General features: G+C 67.1%; 20 protein-coding genes. 7 read left to right on the plus strand and 13 right to left on the minus strand.

What is annotated here, in order from left to right; genetic code table 11:
- Positions 1-41: 41 nt before the first annotated feature.
- From ACHQ4I_RS05980 to dnaK, 5 genes are all read right to left on the minus strand, one after another.
- Entirely contained in the window at positions 42-1,211 is a 1,170-nt protein-coding gene (locus ACHQ4I_RS05980; RefSeq protein ID WP_420770644.1) for a globin domain-containing protein, read from the minus strand.
- Between the two features lie 663 nt (positions 1,212-1,874).
- On the minus strand, positions 1,875-2,276 hold the full coding sequence (locus tag ACHQ4I_RS05985; protein WP_420770645.1) for a heat shock protein transcriptional repressor HspR: 402 nt from the start codon (positions 2,274-2,276) through the stop codon (positions 1,875-1,877).
- The gene (gene dnaJ, locus ACHQ4I_RS05990) at positions 2,276-3,439 is read right to left on the minus strand and encodes a molecular chaperone DnaJ (RefSeq protein WP_420770646.1); all 1,164 of its coding nucleotides are present in this window, start codon (positions 3,437-3,439) and stop codon (positions 2,276-2,278) included. The genes ACHQ4I_RS05985 and dnaJ overlap by 1 nt, the downstream gene beginning before the upstream one ends.
- Positions 3,440-3,463: 24 nt before the next feature.
- Positions 3,464-4,114 (minus strand): nucleotide exchange factor GrpE, encoded by a 651-nt coding sequence (grpE, locus tag ACHQ4I_RS05995; protein ID WP_420770647.1) that lies wholly within the window; start codon positions 4,112-4,114, stop codon positions 3,464-3,466.
- Positions 4,111-5,958: a molecular chaperone DnaK gene (gene dnaK / locus ACHQ4I_RS06000; protein ID WP_420770648.1), complete on the minus strand. Its 1,848-nt coding sequence runs from the start codon at positions 5,956-5,958 to the stop codon at positions 4,111-4,113. Before dnaK ends, grpE begins: the two co-directional genes overlap by 4 nt.
- 368 nt (positions 5,959-6,326) lie before the next feature.
- On the opposite strand from dnaK, the gene ACHQ4I_RS06005 reads away from it, so the two are divergent.
- Positions 6,327-8,015 (plus strand): FAD-binding oxidoreductase, encoded by a 1,689-nt coding sequence (locus ACHQ4I_RS06005; protein ID WP_420770649.1) that lies wholly within the window; start codon positions 6,327-6,329, stop codon positions 8,013-8,015.
- Position 8,016: 1 nt separating this feature from the next.
- Here the strand turns inward: ACHQ4I_RS06005 and ACHQ4I_RS06010 are convergent, their stop codons facing one another.
- On the minus strand, positions 8,017-8,502 hold the full coding sequence (locus ACHQ4I_RS06010; protein WP_420770650.1) for a MarR family winged helix-turn-helix transcriptional regulator: 486 nt from the start codon (positions 8,500-8,502) through the stop codon (positions 8,017-8,019).
- Positions 8,503-8,617: 115 nt separating this feature from the next.
- On the opposite strand from ACHQ4I_RS06010, the gene ACHQ4I_RS06015 reads away from it, so the two are divergent.
- From ACHQ4I_RS06015 to ACHQ4I_RS06025, 3 genes are all read left to right on the plus strand, one after another.
- A complete protein-coding gene (locus ACHQ4I_RS06015; protein ID WP_420770651.1) occupies positions 8,618-10,360 on the plus strand; it encodes an MFS transporter in 1,743 nt (580 codons plus the stop codon).
- Between the two features lies 1 nt (position 10,361).
- Positions 10,362-10,658: a hypothetical protein gene (locus ACHQ4I_RS06020; protein ID WP_420770652.1), complete on the plus strand. Its 297-nt coding sequence runs from the start codon at positions 10,362-10,364 to the stop codon at positions 10,656-10,658.
- A 176-nt stretch (positions 10,659-10,834) separates the two neighbouring features.
- Positions 10,835-11,995: a zinc-binding dehydrogenase gene (locus ACHQ4I_RS06025; protein ID WP_420770653.1), complete on the plus strand. Its 1,161-nt coding sequence runs from the start codon at positions 10,835-10,837 to the stop codon at positions 11,993-11,995.
- A 6-nt stretch (positions 11,996-12,001) separates the two neighbouring features.
- Here the strand turns inward: ACHQ4I_RS06025 and ACHQ4I_RS06030 are convergent, their stop codons facing one another.
- Positions 12,002-12,532 carry an NUDIX domain-containing protein gene (locus tag ACHQ4I_RS06030; RefSeq protein ID WP_420770654.1) on the minus strand — a complete coding sequence of 177 codons (531 nt, stop codon included), beginning with the start codon at positions 12,530-12,532 and terminating at the stop codon, positions 12,002-12,004.
- Between the two features lie 146 nt (positions 12,533-12,678).
- Between ACHQ4I_RS06030 and ACHQ4I_RS06035 the strand changes: the two genes are divergently transcribed.
- On the plus strand, positions 12,679-12,951 hold the full coding sequence (locus tag ACHQ4I_RS06035; protein WP_476445383.1) for an XRE family transcriptional regulator: 273 nt from the start codon (positions 12,679-12,681) through the stop codon (positions 12,949-12,951).
- A gap of 3 nt (positions 12,952-12,954) precedes the next feature.
- Here ACHQ4I_RS06035 and ACHQ4I_RS06040 read toward each other — a convergent pair whose 3' ends face one another.
- From ACHQ4I_RS06040 to ACHQ4I_RS06050, 3 genes are all read right to left on the minus strand, one after another.
- A complete protein-coding gene (locus tag ACHQ4I_RS06040; protein WP_420770656.1) occupies positions 12,955-13,599 on the minus strand; it encodes an HhH-GDP family DNA glycosylase in 645 nt (214 codons plus the stop codon).
- Positions 13,600-13,664: 65 nt separating this feature from the next.
- Positions 13,665-14,096, minus strand: coding sequence for a hypothetical protein (locus ACHQ4I_RS06045; RefSeq protein ID WP_420770657.1), 432 nt, complete (start codon positions 14,094-14,096; stop codon positions 13,665-13,667).
- Positions 14,097-14,194: 98 nt separating this feature from the next.
- On the minus strand, positions 14,195-15,415 hold the full coding sequence (locus tag ACHQ4I_RS06050; RefSeq protein WP_420770658.1) for an FAD-dependent monooxygenase: 1,221 nt from the start codon (positions 15,413-15,415) through the stop codon (positions 14,195-14,197).
- A gap of 74 nt (positions 15,416-15,489) precedes the next feature.
- Between ACHQ4I_RS06050 and ACHQ4I_RS06055 the strand changes: the two genes are divergently transcribed.
- Positions 15,490-16,056 (plus strand): TetR/AcrR family transcriptional regulator, encoded by a 567-nt coding sequence (locus tag ACHQ4I_RS06055; protein WP_420770659.1) that lies wholly within the window; start codon positions 15,490-15,492, stop codon positions 16,054-16,056.
- A 200-nt stretch (positions 16,057-16,256) separates the two neighbouring features.
- Here the strand turns inward: ACHQ4I_RS06055 and ACHQ4I_RS06060 are convergent, their stop codons facing one another.
- The 3 genes from ACHQ4I_RS06060 to ACHQ4I_RS06070 are packed head-to-tail and all read right to left on the minus strand — an operon-like array spanning position 16,257 to position 21,604.
- Complete coding sequence (locus ACHQ4I_RS06060; RefSeq protein WP_420770660.1) at positions 16,257-17,819, minus strand: dynamin family protein; 1,563 nt, start codon at positions 17,817-17,819, stop codon at positions 16,257-16,259.
- A 47-nt stretch (positions 17,820-17,866) separates the two neighbouring features.
- Positions 17,867-19,681 carry a dynamin family protein gene (locus ACHQ4I_RS06065; protein ID WP_420770661.1) on the minus strand — a complete coding sequence of 605 codons (1,815 nt, stop codon included), beginning with the start codon at positions 19,679-19,681 and terminating at the stop codon, positions 17,867-17,869.
- Positions 19,682-19,723: 42 nt separating this feature from the next.
- Positions 19,724-21,604 (minus strand): hypothetical protein, encoded by a 1,881-nt coding sequence (locus ACHQ4I_RS06070; RefSeq protein WP_420770662.1) that lies wholly within the window; start codon positions 21,602-21,604, stop codon positions 19,724-19,726.
- Between the two features lie 90 nt (positions 21,605-21,694).
- Here ACHQ4I_RS06070 and ACHQ4I_RS06075 point away from each other — a divergent pair.
- A partial coding sequence (locus ACHQ4I_RS06075; protein WP_420770663.1) for a hypothetical protein occupies positions 21,695-21,988 on the plus strand: 294 nt, incomplete at its 3' end.

The following is a 21,988-nucleotide window of genomic DNA, read 5'->3' on the forward strand; positions in this document are numbered from 1 at the left end:
CCGTCTCGCGAACACGCCGCGCCGAAGGCGCGGCCAAAGACTCAGAACAGCGGGTCGTGGCGGATGTTCTTGGTCTGAGTGCCGGCGGCCATCAGGCGGAACTTGGTGGTCTGCACCATCGATGGCGATCCGACGATCTGCACATCCCGGTCGGACCAGGAGCCGTAACTCGCCACGACCTTGCCGATCTGGCCGGTCATCCTGGCCTCCAAACCGGGCCAGTGGTATTCGGATTCGCCGGAATCCAGGTACCACCAAGGGTTTTCATCGCTCTCGGTGACCGGGGTGATGGTGAGCCATTTATTGGCGGTGGCCAGTTGGCTCAGGATCTCCAGATCGTAGAGATCACAGGGATGGTGACCGCCGACGAACAGATGCACCCGCGGATTGACGCGTCGCTGTGCCATCGCCATGAGCTGGGCGCGCAGGGGTGCGATGCCGGTGCCGCAGCCGACCATCAGCATTTTGCGTTTCACATTGCGCGGCACCCCGAGTCCGCCGAGCGGTGATCCGAGAAACCACTGGTCACCGACGGCTGTGTGGCCCACGATGGCCGGACTGACCCAGCCGCCGAGCACCCCGCGGATGTGGAATTCGATCTCACCGTTCGCATTCGCGGGCACCGCCGGGGACAGATAGCGCCACATGCGCGGCCGGGACGGGATCTGCACGCTGATGTACTGGCCCGCGGCGTACTGCATCGGCTGGTCCAATTGCAGCCGCACGACGGCGAGGTTGCGGAGTACGTCGCGGCGCTCGACGACGGTCCCGGTCCATACCGGTGGCGTCGATTCCTGTTCGGCGGCGCCGATCATGGTGTCGCTGATGATCTTCAGGCCCTCGTCCCAGGCCCGGTCGACCTCGTCGGTCCACATCTCGGTGCCCGCGAAGATCCGCATCGCGGTCTTCAACGAGGTGGCCACGGCGGTGTAGTGCGCGGGTTGCACACCGTATTTGCGGTGGTCGCGCCCGAGTTGGGCAAGGAATGGCAGCAATTTGTTCGGCTCCTCGAGCCGATCCAGCGCGTAGGAGATGGCCTTGACCAATCGGTCACGCTGCGAATCCATCGCTGCCGGAAAAAAGTCCCGCGCGGCGGGGTAGTCGGTGAAAAGGATTGCGTAGAACGAACTGGCCAGCTTGGCCGGCCCCCCTTCCTCCGCAGCAACCGCCTTGAACGTCGTTCTGATCAAAGCGACAGTCCGCGAATCCATTTGTGTCACAACCCCTTTTTCCACTCGAGCACAAACTGTGGCCGACAAGTGAGGTGCTGCGGGACACTCGACAGCAGCCAATGCGAACGAGTGTAGGCGAGGTTTGCCAGCTACGGAATCACTCGAACAAACATCAAGCGTGTAATTCCGTCGAAACGAGGATTCGCACCGCGAAAGCCCTTGAAAACAAACCGAAAGAACGAACACGGCGGTGAAATCCGTCGCACACTCACCGATTTCGCGTGGCCCGTTTTGCAAGATTCATCCCGGTCGGGCCCCGAGAGCGATCCCATGGCAACCGGCGCGCCACAACCGATTACCCGGCTTCGGCAAACGCGGCGCACCCGCCGCGCTGGCGAGCGACGGAATCACGAGGCCGATCCGGCGCATAGTTTGCTGAATCGGCCTCCGCAGCAAACTTTGCAGCTCGGCACATCATCGGCAACCCCACAGACCGCGGGCCGCCGACTCCGGGCCGCCGAAACACTTACCGGGTATCGAAATCCGGAGTCGGGAGTTTGCTCGAGTACTGCCAGCCGTAATTCGCCGCGGCACCCAGGACAACGCTGCGGCATAACGCATTCGCCTATCGGCGAAACGACAAAGGCTCCGAGCTCGGTTGCGAACCGAATCCCGGAGCCTTTGCCTTTGCCGTAGCGCTTATCAGCGCCGATTGCGCGGCTTCCACACCACCAGTGCGGTACTGCGTTGCGGCGGTGCGAGATCGGGGCGATACCCCGCGCGCATCCGATCCAGCTCGGCCGACATTTCCGCGACCCGCTGTTGCAGTGCCTCGACCTGGTTGGTGAGTTCGATGATGCGCTTGATGCCCGCCAGGTTGACGCCCTCGTCCTGGGACAGCCGCTGCACCTCGCGCAGCAGCTCGACGTCCCGTGCCGAATAACGCCGACCGCCACCCGAAGTCCGTTGCGGCGTAACCAGTCCCAAGCGGTCATACGTGCGCAGCGTCTGCGCGTGCATACCCGCCAGCTGGGCCGCGACCGAGATCATGAAGAACTCGGCCCGCGCGGACCCACCGGATGCCTGCTTCGGATTATCGGACATCACGCACCTGCCCATCCCGCACGTGGATCGAACCCGCTGGCCTTCTCCGCCTCCGCATAGCGCTTGAGCGCGTCGGTGGCATTGTCGTCCAGCTTCTGCGGCACGGCCACCTTGACGGTGACGAGCAGATCGCCCGCCCCGCCGCCGGGACCGCGCTTGGGCACGCCGCGGCCGCGCACCCGCAGGATACGGCCATCCGCGGTGCCCGGGGGCACCTTGACACCGACGCGCCCTTCCAGCGTGGGCACGGAAACCGTTGTGCCCAGCACCAATTCACTGTAACTGACCGGCAGCACCAGGGTCAGGTCGTCGCCGTTGCGGCCGAAGACCTTGTCCTGGCTGACGTGCACGGTCACATAGAGGTCACCCGAGGGGGCGCCACGCAGTCCGGCCTCGCCCTGTCCGGCGAGCCGGATCTTCTGTCCGTCACTCACACCCGGGGGAATCCGCACGGTAATGGTGCGGGTCCGATTCTGGATGCCGCTGCCGTGGCAGTCGACGCACGGGTCGTCGATGATCGAACCGCTGCCACGGCATTCGTCGCACGGCTCGCTGAAGCCGAACGCGCCCTGGTTGCGGCTGATCACGCCGTTTCCGTTGCAGACGGGGCAGACTCGCGGACTGGTCCCCGGCTTGGCGCCGCTGCCGTGACAGGTCGTACACGGCGACGGACTGGTCATCCGCAGCGGAACGGTGACGCCCTGTGCGGCCTCGCGGAAGCCGAGGGTCGTCTCGGTTTCCACATCCGCGCCGCGGCGCGGGCGGCTCGCGGTGCGCGTGCCGCCCCGGTTGAACAGCCCACCAAGCAGGTCACCGAGGCCACCGTCGCCCGCACTCGCCTGGCCGAAGATGTCCCCGATATTGAAGTCCTGCGAGAAGCCGCCGCCCGCACCGGGATTGAAGCCGCCGCGCCCGTATCCGCCACCGGCGAACAGCTTGCGGGTCTCGTCGTATTCCTTGCGCTTGGCCGGATCCGACAGCACGGCATGCGCCTCGCTGACGGTCTTGAACCGCTCCTCGGCCTTGGTATCGCCGGGGTTGGCATCCGGATGCAGGTCACGTGCGAGCTTGCGATACGCCTTTTTGATCTCGTCCTGCGAAGCGCCGGAGGAGACACCCAACTCCTTGTAGAAGTCCTTTTCGATCCACTCCCGTTGACTCATTGGGCATCTCCTCCTCTCGGGTTCTTATTGGTTGTTCGCATTGGCATCGTCGGATGCCTCTTCTTCGACCAGATCGGCCACGCCATCGGTTACCCCGACCAGTGCGTGCCGAAGCACGCGATCGCCGAACCGATAGCCCTTGCGCATAACCACGCCGATCACCGGATCGTGTCCGGACCCATCGTGCTGCACGGCCTCGTGCAGGGTCGGATCGAAAGGCTCACCCTCCGTGCCGAATTCCTGCAGCCCCTGCTTGAGCAGCGCATCGGCGAGCTTGTCCGCGACCGACTTGAGCGGTCCGGATTCGAGGTCGCCGTGCGCACGCGCACGATCGAGGTCGTCGAGTACGCCGAGCAATTCGGAGACAACGGCCGCCTTGGCCGCGTCGATGGTGGCCTGGCGGTCCCGCTCGACCCGACGCCGGTAGTTGGCGTATTCGGCGGTCAGCCGCTGCAAGTCGGCGGTGCGCTCGGCCAGTTCCTTGGTGATCGCGTCGGCCAGGACCTCGGCGCCCGCATCCGTACCGATGACGGGTTCGGTGCCGTTCCCGGCCTCCGGGCCGGGCCCGGCGGCGGGCTGTTCCGCCGCCGGTTCCCGGATTTCACCTGTCTCCGGATCAATCTTGCGATTGTCGACGAAGGTGATCGGCTCCTGTTCGGAGTTTCCCTGGGTCACTTCTTCTCCGTGTCGACCGGCTCGTCCACAACTTCGGCGTCCACGACCTGGTCATCGCTCGCGGCGCTCGTCGCGCCGTTGCCGGACGCGGCCTGCTCGGCGGCCGATGCCTCGTAGATCGCCTGACCCAGCGCCTGCGATTCGGTCGCGAGCTTCTCCACCGCGGACTTCACGGCCGCGATATCGGTGCCCTTGAGCGCCTCGTTCGCCTCGGCGATGGCCGCCTCGACCTTGGTCTTGACGTCCGCGGGGACCTTGTCCTCGTTCTCCTTGATGAACTTCTCGGTCTGGTGCACCAGCGACTCGGCCTGGTTGCGGGTCTCGGCCTCCTCGCGGCGGGCCTTGTCCTCGGCGGCGTGCGCCTCGGCGTCCTTGACCATCCGGTCGATCTCCTCCTTGGACAGGCCGGAGCCGTCCTGGATCTTGATCGTGTTCTCCTTGCCGGTGCCCTTGTCCTTCGCGGTCACGTGCACGATGCCGTTGGCGTCGATATCGAAGGTGACCTCGATCTGCGGCACGCCACGCGGGGCCGGCGGGATGCCGGTCAGCTCGAAGGAGCCGAGCAGCTTGTTGTGCGAGGCGATCTCGCGCTCACCCTGGAAGACCTGGATCTGCACCGACGGCTGGTTGTCGTCGGCGGTGGTGAAGGTCTCCGAGCGCTTGGTCGGGATGGTGGTGTTGCGCTCGATGAGCTTGGTCATCACGCCGCCCTTGGTCTCGATGCCCAGCGACAGCGGGGTGACATCGAGCAGCAGGACGTCCTTGACCTCACCCTTGAGCACACCGGCCTGCAGGGCGGCGCCGACGGCGACGACCTCGTCCGGGTTCACGCCCTTGTTGGGCTCCTTGCCGCCGGTCAGCTCGCGGACCAGGTCCGAGACGGCGGGCATACGGGTCGAACCACCGACGAGCACGACATGGTCGATATCGGCCACGTTGATGCCCGCGTCCTTGATCACGGACTGGAACGGCGCACGGGTGCGGTCGAGCAGGTCCGAGGTGATCTTCTGGAATTCGGCGCGGGTCAGCTGCTCGTCGAGGAACAGCGGGTTCTTGTCCGCGTCGACGGTGATGTAGGGCAGGTTGATCGAGGTGCTCTGGCTGGAGCTCAGCTCGATCTTGGCCTTCTCAGCCGCCTCACGCAGGCGCTGCATGGCCATCTTGTCCTTGGTCAGGTCGATGCCCGCGCTGGCCTTGAACTTGTCGACCAGCCAGGTCACGACGCGCTCGTCCCAGTCGTCACCACCGAGGTGGTTGTCGCCGGAGGTGGCGCGGACCTCGACGACGCCCTCGCCGATTTCCAGCAGCGAGACGTCGAAGGTGCCGCCACCGAGGTCGAAGACCAGGATGGTCTGTTCCTTATCGCCCTTGTCCAGGCCGTACGCGAGCGCGGCCGCGGTGGGCTCGTTGACGATGCGCAGCACGTTCAGACCGGCGATCTGACCGGCTTCCTTGGTGGCCTGACGCTGCGAGTCCTCGAAGTACGCGGGCACGGTGATGACCGCGTCGGTGATCTCTTCGCCCAGGTAGGCCTCGGCGTCGCGCTTCAGCTTCATCAGCACGCGCGCGCTGATCTCCTGTGCGGTGTACTTCTTGTCGTCGATGTCCACCGACCAGTCGGTGCCGATGTGCCGCTTGACCGAGCGGATGGTGCGGTCGACGTTGGTGACCGCCTGGTTCTTGGCGGGCTGGCCGACCAGAACCTCTCCGTTCTTGGCGAACGCGACGATCGAGGGGGTAGTGCGCGATCCTTCAGAGTTCGCGACGACGACCGGCTCGCCGCCTTCGAGAACGGCGACGACCGAGTTCGTGGTCCCGAGGTCGATTCCGACCGCACGAGCCATGGTGGTTCCTCCTAGTTGACGTAACTACTTGTGTCGGTGCTGGGGCGATCTGCCCGCCCTGCGACATCCGTATGGCTGCCGCGGGACCTCGGCCCCAAGCACCTCACGGAGCACGGTCCCAGCAACGCTGAGCGTGGTCGGCTCAATCCTGCACCCATTCGACACCGGGCGTCAACTGAAACTTGAGCCGCTCGCACTCAACCTTGTCCGAACAGCTCAACCAGTGGCCCGCGCGCTCTATTCCCGAACCAGGAAGAAAAGGGCCGCCCGCCACTGTGCTCAGGGCAGAGAGCAACGATGATCACTTGTGATCGACGGTCGCTCGATCCGCCGGGTGGAGGTTGCCGGGATCCGGTGGGTCCGCGAGGATGGCGGCGGCGGAGCCATCGACCCCCGTCGATCCGCCGAGAGGAGTGGATGTGTCGACGAAGACGCGGTCATGGTGGGGCTGGGGCAATGTCGAGGATGCGGTCGTCGGCGCGGAGCGGGCGGCTTTGACGGCCCGGGTCTCGGCGATTCTGCCGGGGGCGGATCTCACGCCACACGAACCGCCGTCGGTCGAATCGCTCGGGCTGCCCGAACCGCGGGTGACCACACCCGATTCGCTGGCCGAGCTGGTGTCATCGGATCCGTCCGATCGGGCGGCACACGCGCACGGTCAGGCTTTTCGCGATGTGGTGCGCAATCTGCTCGGCGACGTGCGCAATGCGCCGGATCTCGTCGTTCGGCCGCGCACGGAAAGCGATATCGTCGACGTGCTCGACTGGGCGGCCGGGGCGAATGTCGCGGTAATCCCGTTCGGCGGTGGAACTTCCGTGGTCGGCGGGGTCGAGCCGAGGTTGCCTCGATCGACGGGATCCGGTGCCGGAACAGGCGAATTCGCGGGCGCGATCAGTCTGGACCTCGGTCGTCTCGATCGCGTGCTCGAGATCGATCGCACCAGCCGGGCCGCGCGAATTCAGGCCGGAGTCCTCGGTCCGGCACTGGAGGATCAACTGCGCGGCGCGAACCTGACGCTGCGGCATTTTCCGCAGTCATTCGAATTCTCGACGCTCGGCGGCTGGCTGGCCACCAGGGCCGGCGGACATTTCGCGACCCTTTATACCCATATCGATGACCTGGTCGAATCGATGCGGGTGGTGACCCCAACGGGCACAAGCGAATCGAGGCGACTACCCGGATCGGGGGCGGGGCCGTCGCCGGACCGGATGTTCCTCGGGTCCGAGGGGACACTCGGCATCATCACCGAGGCGTGGATGCGCTTGCAGGACCGGCCGCGTTGGCGCGCAACGGCTTCCGTGCACTTCGCCGACTACCCGCAGGCGGTGGCCGCGACCAGGGCCATCGCGCAGTCCGGCCTGTACCCGACCAATTGCCGACTGCTCGATCCGGCCGAGGCATTTCTCAATGCCGGCGCCGCGACGAGCGGCGGCGTGCTGGTGCTCGGATTCGAATCCGCCGACCACCCCACCCGCACCTGGATGCAACGCGCGCTGGAGTTGGCCGCCGACCACGGCGGCACACTTCCCGAGCCCGCGCGCTACACCGAATCGAGCGAGCACCAGGCGGGTTCGGGCGCGGCCGACACCTGGCGGTCGGCATTCCTGCGGATGCCGTATCAACGCGACGCCCTCGCGGCCCGATCGATGATCACCGAAACCTTCGAAACCGCCTGCACCTGGGATAAATTCGACAATCTGAAGGCCGCGGTGACCGACGCCGCGAACGCGGCCATCCGGTCCGTCGGCGCCACCGGCGTGGTGACCTGCCGCTTCACCCACGTCTATCCGGACGGTCCGGCACCGTATTTCGGAATCTACGCCGCCGGTCGCTGGGGTAGCACGCTCGCGCAGTGGGATGACATCAAAGCCGCTGTCTCCGAGGCACTCTCGGCCGCGGGCGGGACGATTACGCACCATCACGCGGTCGGCCGGGACCACCGCCCCTGGTACGACCGCCAGCGCCCCGACCCGTTCGCGAATGCATTGTGGGCGGCCAAATCCGCGCTGGATCCGGCCGGAATCCTCAATCCCGGTGTGCTGATCTCCAGGCCATAGCTCAGCACTTATCCGACCGGGTCAGGCCGGGATGAATACCCGGGATCAGCCCATTTTCCATCGCGATGCGCTGTAGCAGCTCGACCAGCGTGGCGCGTTCCTGCGGATCGAGCGACGCCGTCACATCCGCATCCAATCCGGCCACGATCCCCTCAGCTTGCGCGAGCAGTTCGTGCGCGGCGGGGAGCAGATACACCGCGTGCGCCCGGCGGTCGGTCGGATGTTTGCGGCGCTCGACGAGTCCACGCTTCTCCAGTTCGTCGACGAGTCCGACCATCACATTGCGATGAATCCGCTGCGCCTCGCAGAGCTGCTGCTGCGATTGGCCGTCGTTCGCGAGCAACATCCGCAGCGTGCCGTAGTGGCGCGGGCCGATGCCGAGCGGCGCGAGCAGGTCGGTGAACCGAAAGCCGACATGAAACCCCAGCTGCCCGAACAGGAAGGCGGGGTGCTCGGACAGCGGCACGAAGTTCGGTTCGTCGGTCACCAACTCAGCATACCCCGATCAACGCACTTTTAATGATTGCACACTTGATTGATAATCACTTCATGTGCATAGTTTGAGAAGTCGCCAACAATCCCACCGACCGAAGAGAGCTGCTGTGGATACCGACATCTCCCCTGACGCAACCGCCCCACCAGATCTCGACCCGCGCCGCTGGATCGCCTTCGCGGTCGTACTGGCCGCCGGATTCATGGATCTGCTCGATGTCACCATCGTCAATGTCGCCGTGCCGAGCATCCAGACCGATCTGGACGCCCAGTATTCGCAGGTCGAATGGATCATCGCGGCCTATGTGCTGGCCTTCGCCGCAGTGCTCATCACCGGCGGCCGACTCGGTGACATCTATGGCCGCAAGCGGATCTTCCTGATCGGCATAACCGGCTTCACGCTGGCCTCGGCCGCGTGCGGATTCAGTTCGGATCCGACCATGCTGATCACCTCCCGGTTCGTCCAGGGCGCGATGGCCGCGCTGATGGTGCCGCAGATTCTCGCGATCATCCGGGCCACCTTCCCCAAGGAGGAGCGCACCAAGGCGATCGCGATCTACAGCGGTGTCGGCGGATCGGCCTCGGCGGTCGGTCTGTCGCTGGGCGGGCTGCTGGTGCAATGGGATCTGTTCGATCTGGCCTGGCGGCCGATCTTCCTGGTCAATGTGCCCGTCGGGATCGCGGCGTTGATCGCGGCGACCATCGTCATGAAGGATTCGCGCGCCGCCGCCGTGAACGACGGCTTGCCGGTCGCTAACAGCACAGCACCCCGGCTCGATCCGGTCGGCATGGTGCTGGCGATCTCCGCGGTGCTGCTGCTGGCCTATCCGCTCACCGAGGGTCGTCGATTGGACTGGCCCACCTGGACTTTCGTCATGATTGCGGCCGCGGCAGTGGTCTTCGGCGTATTCGTCGCCTTCGAGCGGCGGCGCGCGCGGACCGTCGGATCCCCGCTGATCGACCTGGAGCTGTTCCGGTCCCGTCCGTTCACGGTCGGGCTCGCGAGCTGGTTGCTCTTCTGGATCGGGCTCGGCGGATTCTTCCTGGTGTGGACGCTGTTCATGCAGGCGGGTCTCGGCTGGTCGGCGATGCGGGCCGGACTCACCGCCGTCTTCTTCGCGGTCGGCGCCGGCATCGGGGCCGGGGTTTCGGTGAGTGTGCTCGCGCCGCGCTACGGCCGCATCGTGCTGGTCGCCGGCGGCGTGGTCAATGCCGCCGGATTCGGGCTGTACGGGTGGCTGGCCACGCACTACGGTGCGTCGATCGCCTCCTGGCAGATGGTGATTCCGCTGATCATCACCGGCACCGGATTCGGGATGGTGGTCGCACCGACGATCGACCTGCTGCTCGGTCAGGTGCCCGCGCGCGAGGCGGGGGCGGCATCGGGGCTGCTCAATACCGGGCAGCAGCTCGGTATCGCGCTCGGTGTCGCACTGGTCGGCGTGGTGTTCTTCGGTCAGCTGGACCATGATTCGGCGCGCGGCGTCGAGGCGGTCACGCCGCAGGTGCGCAGCGAACTCACCACCATGGGCCTGCCGGAACCGGCGCAGGACCAGATCGTCGCGAATTTCCTCGCGTGCGTGCGTGATCGCTCGGCGCAGGTCGATCCGACCGAGGTCCCGGCGAGTTGCCGGAGCTCTGACGCGGGCAATTACGCTGTGACACAGGTGCTCACCGCTGCGGGCGAGCGAGCCAATGCGGTGAATTTCGCCAACACCTTCCGCTACACGCTGTGGTACGGAATCGGCCTGCTGGCCGTCATGTGCCTCGGCTTCCTCGTGCTGCCCAAGGACGCGCGGCTCGAACACCATGAACTCGACGATCCATTGGATCTGGCACCGGCAGGAGTCTGACATGAAGGTACTTGCCGTCGGCCGCGGACAAGCCGTCGTCGACACAGCGATCGAGTTATTGCGGGCCAACGGCTTCGCCGCCGTGGGTACCATCGCCGACGCCGAAGCGCTGCGCGTACTCGATACCGGCGAGATCACCAATTTGATCATCGGCGGTGGCGTGGAACCGAATTCGCGTGCGGCACTGCAGCAAAAGGCGGCCGCACAGCAGGTCGTCGTACACGAAGCCGAGCGCGGCGGCCGAAGCATCGATGAATACCTGAACGACGTGGTGATCCCAATGCTCGAGCGTCAGTAATGCCGAGACGGCGGCTCCCGCCAAAGCGGGAGCCGCCGTCTATCCCGCGAAGCCGAAGCCCGCGCACACGCGACTGTCTGATCCAGCCGCGCGATTTTCGCTGTGTCCGACGAACGCGGCAGTAGGGTGGCGACACGGGGAGGGCTTCGTACGTCGCCGATCCGAGGAGTTCGTTTATGAGAGCCGCCGTCGTCACCAATACCAAGTTCTCGGTGGAGGAACTGCCGACCCCGGTACCCGGGCGCGGGCAGGTGCTGATCAATGTGTCGCGCTGCGGCATCTGCGGGTCCGATCTGCACGCCCGCACCCATGCCGACGAGATGGCGGAGCTGGCCGCGCGCACCGGATACGACGCCTTCATGCGCTCGGATCAGAGTGTGGTGCTCGGGCACGAATTCAGCGGTGAGATAGTCGATTACGGACCGGGCTGCCACAAGCGGTGGCGGCCGGGCACGGCCGTGGTGGCGCTGCCGATCGTGCGCCACGACGGCGCGCCGCAGCTGACCGGCCTCTCGACGGCGGCGCCCGGCGGCTATGCCGAGCAGGTGGTGGTCCAGGAATCCATGACGATGCCGATCCCCAACGGTCTTTCGGCCGAGCACGCCGCCCTCACCGAGCCGATGGCCGTGGCCTGGCACGCGGTGCGCAAGGGTCGGGTCGGCAAGGGACAGACGGCATTCGTAATCGGCTGCGGCCCCATCGGTTTGGCCGTCATCAGCATGCTGAAGGCGGCGGGTGTGCACACCGTCGTCGCCAGTGACTTCTCCCCGCGCCGCCGTGAGCTCGCCGTCGGCTGCGGCGCGGATATCGTGGTCGATCCCGCGACCGAATCCCCGTGGGACGCAGCGCCCAAGCGTGGCCGGATCAATGGTGTCACCGATATCCTCGGCCTCGGTTTCGACACCATGGAGCGCCTGCGCCGCATCCCGAATCTGCCGTGGTGGTACGTCTTCCGCTTGGCCCACACCCTCAACGCTGGTCCGGCGGGCCCGGTCATCTTCGAATGCGTGGGCGTGCCCGGCATAATCGATCAGATCGTCGCGGCCGCGCCGCCGCTGTCCCGTGTGGTCGTCGTCGGTGTCTGCATGGAAGCCGACCGCTTCCGACCCGCGCTGGCCATAAACAAGGAGATCGAACTTCGCTTCGCCCTCGGCTATGACCCTGGTGAGTTCCGCGACACGCTGCACATGATCGCCGACGGCAAGGTCGACCCGGCACGCTTGATCACCGGCACCGTCGGACTGGACGGCGTAGACAATGCGTTCACCGCCCTGGCCGATCCGGAACAGCACGCGAAGATCCTGATCGACCCGGCCAGTACCGCTACCACGCCCTGACCGGGCTCAGCCGAGGTGCTGGTCGCGGTCGCGCTGACGGTCGAGCCACGAGGGGACGGTCACCGCGGTGCCGGGGTGAACGAGAGTGGGTCGGCCGTGTTCGAGGTAGAGCGCCTGGCCCTCCATCCGGGCGCGGAAGGCCTGCCAGATCCGGCAGGCCAGTCCGGTCCGGGCGAAGGTGTCGACGGTGTCGACGCGGGTCCACTGCCAGCGGTCCAGCTCGCTGTCCCGCAGCTCGATGGCCGATCCGTCGCCGAGTTCGCCGCAGTCGAAGATATAGACGATCTCGTCGCCGTCGGCCTGCGGCGCCCAGTCGTGCACCAGCAGTCGCTGGGGCGGGCGGTCGAGACCGAGGTCTTCCCGGACCTTGCGGCGACAGGCCGCGGCGGGCGATTCGCCGGGCTCGACGATGCCGCCCGGAATCTCCCAAACGCACCTATCGGTCGAGTGCACCAGCAACACGTCCTCACCGCGCACGAAAAGCGCTCCCGCGGCCAGCTTCACCTGGGCGAATTGTTGCTCGTCACGGTCCGGCATCCCTCACGACCTTCCTGCGCTGGTCGGCGAATACGGCGAGTTTCGGGGTAGTTGCCCGCGTGCGACAGCACCGGCTGCGACGATGGGCACGGTCTCTCCACTTGTACACCGTCACTGCTCGAACGGCTCGAGAAAGTGGGCACGGCATGGCCGAGAAGATCTTCGACATCGTGTGGGACGCGATCGACGACACCCCGCGCGACCACGAGAACCTGCGGTTGCGCTCGCAGTTGATATTCGAACTGACCGACTGGATCGCGTCGCAGGGCTGGAGCAGGGAGGACGCCGCCGAGCAGCTGGGCGTGAGCGCCGCCCGAATTTCCGACCTGCTCGGCGGCAAATCCCAGCTGTTCAGTCTGGACGCTCTGGTCAATTTGATCGCCGCGGCGGGCATGCGGGTGCGGGTGCAGGTCACCTGAGCGTCATTTGGTCGCGGCGAGGACCTGATCGGCGATCTCGTTGTCCAGGGTGACGCGGACCAGCGCCGCGGCCAGGTCGGCGGTGTGGTTTTCGGGGGCGAGGTCGGCCAGTCGGTCCGGGTCGGCGGGGAGTTGGACACGTTCGGCGCCGCGCAGCGCGCGTTCGTCGAAATGCGGTCGCGCCCAGGTCCATATGTCCTGGACTTCGCGCAGGAAGATATCGCTGCCGGTGGGGCCGATCCCCTGGAACTGTTGCAGCAATTGGGCGGCGCGGGCCGGGTCGTGCTCCGCTTCGTCGGCCAGTTTGCGCAGGTCGCCGCCGTAGCGGTCCAGGATGCGGGAAGCAATATCCCCCAGGCGGGAAGCCGTACTTTCGTCGTAGCGCTTGTAGTGGGCGCGGCCGAGTGCGTCGACCAATTCCTGCCAGTCGGCGTCGGCGACCCGCTGTGGGGTGCGATATCCGGTGCTGACCAGCTCCTTGGCGGCAGCGACGGCGATATCGGCGGAGATCCTGGTGCTGAGCAATTCCGCGAGCATGAGCAGTTGGAACAGCGGAGCGGGCTTATCGGCCAGGTTGATTCCGGCCTCGGCCGCGTAGCCCGTGCCCGCCCGATCCATCAATGCGTTCACCACGTCCTGCTGAGTCATTGTGTTCTCCCTGCCTCGGTAATTTCAGGCGTACCCGCAGGTGACAGATCGACACAGGCGACGGATCACGCGGTTTCCAGCACCGCGTTGAGCTGAGTGGTCACTCGAGCGAGCACCCGCCCGGCGATCGCCAGCTCCTCGGCGGAGATATCGGCGTAGGCCCGCGCCATCGCGCCATCGATATCCGCGCGGACGCTGCTGAAGCGGGATTTTCCGAGGTCGGTGACCCGGATGACGTCGCTTCGCTCGATCAACTCGGCGCCAGCCAATTCGGCCAGAGCGTTTCGCGCGGTGGCCGCATCCGTCTTCAACGCACCGGTCAGCCGAGCGAGGAGCTGGTCGATCGGGATTTCACCGCCCGCGACCGCGGCGAGGGTGAGTCCAACCCACTGGTGGTAGGTCATGGTGGTGCCGCGCAGGATCTGCTCGAGCATCGCTCGATGGGCGTTCTCGGCCTGGCCGAGGATCTGCGGGTTCAGGGTGATGGTGGTGGTCATGGTGACTCGTTCCTTTCCGGTGGACTGCTTCACCCCGTTTCGACACCGGATTCGCGGCGGCTGTGACCGGACTGCGCATATCTCCGCTGTGAGGCGCGTCACTCGAATGTCCGCGATCCGTACTCCTTGGCCGCGACCGTGCGGGCCACCTTCTGCGGGGCACCGCCGATCAGACCCCGCCACGGCAGGTACGGCAGCAGCCGGACGTTGAGATTGCGCATGCGGATCATCGAATTGCTCGGCGGCGCATACCATTTGCCGACGCCCTCGGCGAAGCTCTGGCAGGCTTCGACCATCGGGCGCATTTCCGCGTGGTAGCGGGCGAACGCGATGGTGTGATCGCCGCCTGCTGCGGCGAGTTCACCGGCCAGGATGTACGCGCCGACCAGCGACAGATCCGCCCCCTGACCCGACAGCGGTGAGGCGCAGTAGCCCGCGTCGCCGACCAGCGCGACGCGCCCCTTCGACCAGTCGTCCATGTGGATCTGCGCCATGGCGTCGAAGTAGAAATCCTCGGCGGTGTCGAGATGTGCGAGCAGTTCGGGCACCTGCCAGCCCTGGCCCGCGAATCGGTCGGCGAGGATCTTCTTCTGCTGCTCGACATCGCGGTAGTCGTAGTCGAGCTGCTCGGATTCGAACGCGAAAACGGCTTTGGCTTCGGTGTTCCGGCGTGCGCTGTAGCTGCCCGCGATGGTGCCGGGGGTGTTGTGGTCCAGCTCCCAGCGGTCGAGCTCGAGCAGGTTCGGGGTGGTGTAGATCGAGATGTAGTAGCCCATATGCCGGATGAAGTCCGATTCCGGGCCGAAGACCAGTCTGCGGGTGTTGGAGTGCGCGCCGTCGGCGCCGATCACCAGGTCGAAGGTGCGCGGTTCGGCATTGGCGAAGGTGACGTGGACGCCCGAATCATCCTGGGCGAGTTCGGTTATCGAATCGCCGAAGAGGTATTCGACGTTGTCCCTGGTCGCCTCGTAGAGCACTCGGGACAGGTCGCCGCGCTGAATCTCGGTGTCGCCGTTGGCCCCGACGCCATTGAAGACCGTGCTACTGATGCTCGCCTTCACCTTGCCCGTCGCGTCGACGTAGGAGGTGCCGAGCTTGCCGGTGCTCATCTCGTGCACCCGCTCCAGCAGGCCCATCCGGCGCACCACCTCGGTCGCGGTGCCGAGCACATCGATGGCCTGACCGCCCTCGCGCAACTGCGGCGCGCGCTCGACGATCGTCGGGATGAATCCGTAGCGGTGCAACCAGAAGGCCAATGCCGGTCCGGCAATGCTGGCTCCGGAGATGAGGACGGTGCGGTTCTTCGGGCTCTTGCTCATGCCGAGAACTGTACATTTGTCTTAGGCGGTTGCGCAAGACAAATGCCTAAGGCGGTTGCGCTACCATGCTGACCATGGGAAATCGCGAAGATCTGCTGGCAGGCGCACGCCGCTGCCTGTTCGAGAAGGGCTACACGCGCACCACCGTGCGGGATATCTCCAATGCGGCGGGCGGGGTCAGCATGGCCGCCATCGGCTACCACTTCGGATCCAAGGAGGCGCTGCTCAATGCGGCACTGGCAGAGGCGAATCGGGAATGGGGCGACGAACTCGAACGCACCCTGAGCACCGCGGCGGACCCGAATGCGACTGCCCTGCAACGCTTCGAAGCGAACTGGACCGCGGTGCTCGACTCGATCGCCGACCACCGCGGCCTCTGGTCCGCCACCTTCGACATCCTCGCCCAAACCGGACAGGACGAGACGACCCGCGAACAACTGGCGGCCAGCCTCGACGAGGCGCGCCGCGGCCTGGCCCGGCTCTTCGAGGGCATCGATGAATCCGATACCGAAGGCGGGCGCGCCATCGGCGCCTTCTACCAGGCGCTACTCACCGGCCTGGCCGCACAGGTTCTGATCGATCCGGAACACGCGCCGTCCGGCAAGGAGTTGGCCGACGCCTTGCGCCGGATCACCGGCTGACTCGATCAGCTACCGACTCCCAAAGGCGTCGCGCACGCACTTGGGCCGAGCCCGGCCGGCTGGCGCGGGCCGTGGCGGACCAGTGGGGTGATATGGATCGCGACCAAAGCGCACAGGCTTCGGTGGCGTCGCCGTCGCCGCGACCGCCAGCGCCAGCGATTCGGGCAAGCGGCGGTTGGCTCGTCGAGCTCACCGCGGGATCACTCCGGCAGCAGGCTGAGGGTTCCTTCGGCGCTGCGCGCCGCGGTCAGGCAGGCGGTGGTCGTGAACTGGTCGGCCAAGGGGTGACGGGCGCGGGCACGCCATTTGCGCACGGCGGCCATGGCCTGGGCGCGCTGTGTGGCCGGGTCGGTGCCGAAGGGCAGGCCGAGTCGCAGGTGCGGTGCGACGCCGGAGCCGCCGATCAGGCGGTGCAGTTCGGCGAGATCGGCTGCGGGCAGGGCCAGTTCATCGGTGCGCAGGCGACCGAGCAGGCGGAGTTCGGCGAAGCCGTGCACGTCGGCGAGCAGGGTGCGGACCCGGGGCAGCAGTTGGTCTGCGGGGGTGCCCGGGTATGCGGTGAGGACGCGGGCCAGGGCAGTCAGGGCCGAGTGCGCCTTGAGTTGGTCTGCGCGCTGGGCGAATTGGACATCGAGCACCGAGCGCAGTTCGTCTACGCCACTGCGATTGGTCAATTCCGCTGCCAGCGTGGCGGAATCGCGCACGCCGAGCCGGATCAGCGTCACCGCCATCCGAATTCCGAACAGGCCGAAGCGTTCGGCGAGCTGGGCGCGCAGTTCCGGCGGGACCGGGAGCGCGATATCGGGGCGTGCGAAGCGATCGGCGGACAGCATTGCCGCGCTCAGCTCATCGACCGGAACCCGGGCCAATGCCTCGAAGGCGGTGAATTCCTGCTGACGCAAGGTCGCCGCGGCGAATGCGAGCAGACCGGCGACGGGAATTACCGCCTGGCACAGCCCGGTTCGCTCCAGCTCCCCCGCGAAACGCATCGCCACGTCGCGGGCGGAATGCAGTGCGTCGATCCGGCCCGCCCCGATCTCATCGGCGCGCGAGACCACCCCGATCACCCCGAGTGGACCCGAAATGCCCTGTGCACCAGCGGTTCCGGCACCGACCTGCTCTAGGAAGCGAACATCGGTGTCGTCCAGCCGACGCAGCAGGTAGACGATGGCGTCCGCGCCGGGGACCGATACACCCGCCGCCTCTCGATCGCCGTCGGCATCACCCGGCGTGAGCAGTCGCGCGGTGCGCATCGACACCTCCCGCGACAGCGACGACGTGCCCGGGGTGTCGATGATGGTGGTATTCGCCAACGCGGCGGCGGGCCATTCGACCTCGAGATGGTCGACCGGACGCGGGCCCGGCGCGTTCCAGTTCAGCCGCTCCAGATCGAAGGTCAGCCCGTGGGTGCCGCTGCCGCGGCGCACCACCACATTCGCCGTCGAGCCGTCGGGTGCGTAGGCCGTGACGCTCGGGGTCGAGCCATTGCGATACCAGGTGACCACGCGGGTGCACTCGGTCGCATCGGTCGGGGCGATGTCCTGTCCGACCAGCGAGTTGAGCAGAGTCGACTTACCCGCCTTCAACGAACCCGCAAGCGCCACCCGCAGCGGTTGATCCAGGCGGCGGGCACAGTCGGCGAGCAGCGCACGCGGTCGCGGCTCGCGCGGGAACGCCTGCCTGGCCGCGGCGACCAGCTGATGCGCCTCGGCGACGATGCCGGGCGCCTGCCGGACATCATGCCGGGTCACGTCTCTTCTCACGGAGATACCGTACCGGCGGCCCCTGCTCTCGGCGCGACGATGGCCGGTTACATGGCGTCGGCGTAGCGCCGCAGCTCGGCGACCATGTGCAGCTGCCGGTCGAGTACCGCACAGCGCTCGGTCCGCCGCGCCGTCTCCATATTCGTCGCCTCCTGCACGGCCCGCAGCGAATCGTCGATCGAACGCAGGCTGCGTTCGGCGATGCCGGTGTAGTGATCGCGCAACGCCCGGTGGACGCGGTGCAGGCGGTCCTTGGACTCCTTGCCGGCCTGGAAGGCGACATCGTCGACGAAGCGCCGGACCGCGACCTTGGCCTCGTTGCGGCGCCGGGCCAGCCTGGCCTGCTTGTCATCGCGAAATGCCTTGCCGCCCAATAGGACACCGGCACCGATGGAGATCGGATTGAGCATCGCGAGCCCGGCGAAGGTGGTGGCGAGGCCGACCATCAGCACACCGCCGTAGGAGCCGCGCATGCCGACCAAGATCTTGCTGCCGAAGCCGATATCGGGCTCCAGATCGGCCAGGGTGCCCGAGCCGGCGCGGCTGTCCTCGGTGTGCAGGCCGGAGCCGACGTCGGGCAGTTCGACCATGCCGATCTCGGTGAAGTGTTCGGCGACCCGCTCGGCGAGTTCCACGGCGCGGGTATGCATCCAGAGCAGGTTGTCGCCGAGCGCGGTGTCGATATCGCCGATGAGCCATTCGGCAATCCGGTCCCAATGGCGGCCCGGATCGTGTTTATCGATCCATTCCTCACCGGTTCTGGCGATCTCGCGCAGGCGTTCGCGCAGATCGTGATCGATATCGCCGGCCAGATCGGTGATGCCGTCGGACAGGGTCAGCTGCCAGGCCGAGGTGCGCCGGTGCAGATCCTCGGCGGTGGTCTTGGCCAGCTGCAGTTCGCGGACCGCCATCGCGCCCTGGCGGGGATCGCGCAGCGCGACCAACTCACTGCCGAGGGCGAGCGCCAAATGCTCTGCGGCCGACTGGATATCGTGCGCCACCGCGAGCCGGGTCGCCGCCTGGTCGCGGGCCACCACCTGATCGCGCAGGAACTGGTACAGCACACCGAAGCCGGATTCCGCGCCCAGCTGCTGGTCCTGCAGGATCATCGCGTGTCGGCGCAGTACCGCGGAAACCGGGATGATCGGCACCTCGACCCCCGCGCGGCTCAGATGGCCCTCGTCGGCCTGATGCACCTGGCGCCAATGGGGATACAGGTCGATCTTGGTGAGCAGCAGTGCGGTGGTCGGGCACAGTTCGCGGACCTGCCGGAGGAAGGCCAGCTCTGGCTCGGTGAGTTCGGTGGAGGCATCGGAGAGCAGCAGCACCGCGTCGGCGGTGGTGACCGTGCCGAGAACCCCTGCCGCATAGGAGCTTCCGTGCGCCCCGACGCCGGGGGTGTCCACCAGGACGATGCCGTCGGCCAGCAGCGGGTTCGGGAGCTGGATCTCGAGGCGCAGCACGCGACGACCGTGTGCCTGCGGGGTGCGTACGGTGATCGAGCCGACCTCGTCGACCGGCAGCGGAACTCGCGCCTCCTCGGTACCGCTCGGACCGGCCAGGACGAGTTCGGCGCGCGGTTCGGGGCCGTGCGCGAGCATGGTCGGGACCGCGGTGGTCGCGTCGTCGCCCACCGGGCAGATCTCGAGATTCAACAGGGCATTGATGAAACAGCTCTTGCCCTGACCGAGTTGTCCGGCGATCACGATGCGCCGCCGCGGATCACGGACCCGGTCGGCCGCCATTTCCAGGCGGCCGACCAGATCATTGCGACCCGCGGCGCGTGCCGCGGCGATGGTTTCACCCAGTACCGTCAGCAGCGGTACTGCGGGCGGTTGAGCATGCACTGCGGGTGTCCCCATCGAACCTCTTTCTTACCGATATCCGCCGCGGCAGATACCTTCTTAATGCAGGAAGGCGTCGCCGCCGAGATCGCCGCCCGCGTGTCCGCCCAGATCGGTGCCCGCATGGCTATCGGTGAAGAGCCCGGAATCGCTGTGTCCGGTCACCGAGCTGTCCAGATGCGAGCCGGCCGAACTGTCGAGTCCGGAACCGAAGGCATTCGAAACGTCCAGTGACGACCAGGTATTCGCGGTCGATCCGACGGTCGAGGAGGCGCCGCCGGTCAGCGCCGAACCGGCGTGACCGCCGAGATCCGCCGCACCGCCCGCACCTGCGTGCGCCGCACCGCCGGCCGAGCCAGCCGAGCCGGCACCGGAGTGCACCGTGCTGTCGACGCTCGACGAGAGACCGCCGCCGAGGCCGGCATTCGCCGATCCGCCGACACCGGTGGAAAGCCCTGTCGCCAAACCGGTTCCGGCATGCGCGCCGCCGTCGACGGCACCGCCGAGGCCCGTTTCCAGACCGGTTCCGACATGCGCGCCACTGTCGACCGCACCGCCGACGCCGGTCGCCAGACCGGTGCCCGCATGCGCACCACCGTCAACAGCACCGCCGAGCCCGGTCGCCAGACCGGTGCCCGCATGCGCACCACCGTCAACAGCACCGCCGAGCCCGGTCGCCAGACCGGTGCCCGCATGCGCACCGCCGTCAACAGCACCGCCGATTCCGGTGGAAAGGCCGGTGCCCACATGAGTTCCGGCATCGACCGCACCTTGCACACCGGTCGACACGCTGCCGCCGACACCGGTGGCAGCCCCGATTCCGGTGGACAGACCGGTCTCCAAACCGGTCACCGCGTGGCCCCCGGCATTAGCGGCACCGCTCAAACCTGTGGACAGACCCGCACCAGCGTGCGCGGCACCACCGAGCGCACCACCGACAGTGGAGGACAGACCCGCACCGAGATCGGCGCCCGTCTGCGCACCGCCACCGAGGGCGCCGCCCAAACCGGACGACAGGCCCGCACCGAGATCGCCTCCGGCGTGTGCACCGCCACCGACCGCGCCACCCAGGCCGCCGGCCGCCTGCGCACCCGCGTCGACACCACCGCCCAGACCGGTCTCCAGACCCGACCCGCCATGTCCGCCGCCACCGACAACACCACCAAGGCTCGTCGACAACCCGCCACCGAGGTCAGCGCCCGAACCGAGCGCGGCCCCCGTGGCCAGAGTCGATTCCAGCCCGGTCGTCACCTGACCGGCCGCGCCGATCCCAGACGAAACCCCAGAGGACACCCCTGACGACGCACCGGAAGACACGCCGGTCGACACTCCGCCGCCCAGCCCCGTACCGGCATTGACCACGCCGCCGACACCGGAAGCCAGACCGCCACCGAGCTCCGAACCCGCCTGCGCCCCGGCACCGAAGGCACCCTCGATCCCCGAGGTAGCCTGCGCCCCCGCATCGACAGCACCGTTCAAACCTGTGGACGCACTCCCGCTGGCTCCGGCGGCCCCACCGATTCCGGTGGACAGCCCGGCCCCGGCCTGCGCACCACTATCGACAGCACCGCCGAGGCCGGCCGACAGCCCACCGCCCAGATCGCCACCGGCCTGCGCACCGCCACCGACCGCACCGCCCAGACCGGCAGCCGAGCCACCGCCCAGACCAGCGTCGACAGCGCCACCAATTCCGGTGGACAGCCCGGTTTCCAGACCACCGGTCGCCTGCCCACCCGCACCGAAAGCACCACCGAGACCGGTAGACAACCCACCGCCGAGACCGGCCCCAGCCTGCGCACCGCCACCGAGGGCACCACCAATTCCGCTGGACAACCCGGTCTCGAGCCCACCGGCACCCTGCGCACCAGCGTCAACCGCACCACCGATTCCGGTGGACAGCCCCGCACCAGCGTCGAGCCCACCGCCGATTCCCGTCGACAACCCGGATTCCAGACCACCGGTCGCCTGCCCACCCGCACCGACAGCACCACCAATACCCGTAGACAGGCCCGATTCCACGCCACCGGCCGCTTGACCGCCCGCGTTGACCGCACCGCTCAAACCAGAAGACAGCCCCCCACCGAAATCACCACCGGCCTGCGCACCGCCACCAACAGCACCACCCACACCGGTCGACAGATTGCCACCGAAATCACTACCGGCCTGCACACCAGTGTCGAAGGCACCGCCAATACCGCTGCTCAGGCTGCCACCAAGATCGCCACCCGCGTGCGTGCCAGCATCGAAAGCACCACCGATACCGGTGGACAGCCCCGCACCGAAATCACTACCGGCCTGCGCACCGCCACCAACAGCACCACCCAG

Origin of the sequence: Nocardia nepalensis (assembly GCF_048910785.1) — a bacterium.
Taxonomy (GTDB): domain Bacteria; phylum Actinomycetota; class Actinomycetes; order Mycobacteriales; family Mycobacteriaceae; genus Nocardia; species Nocardia nepalensis.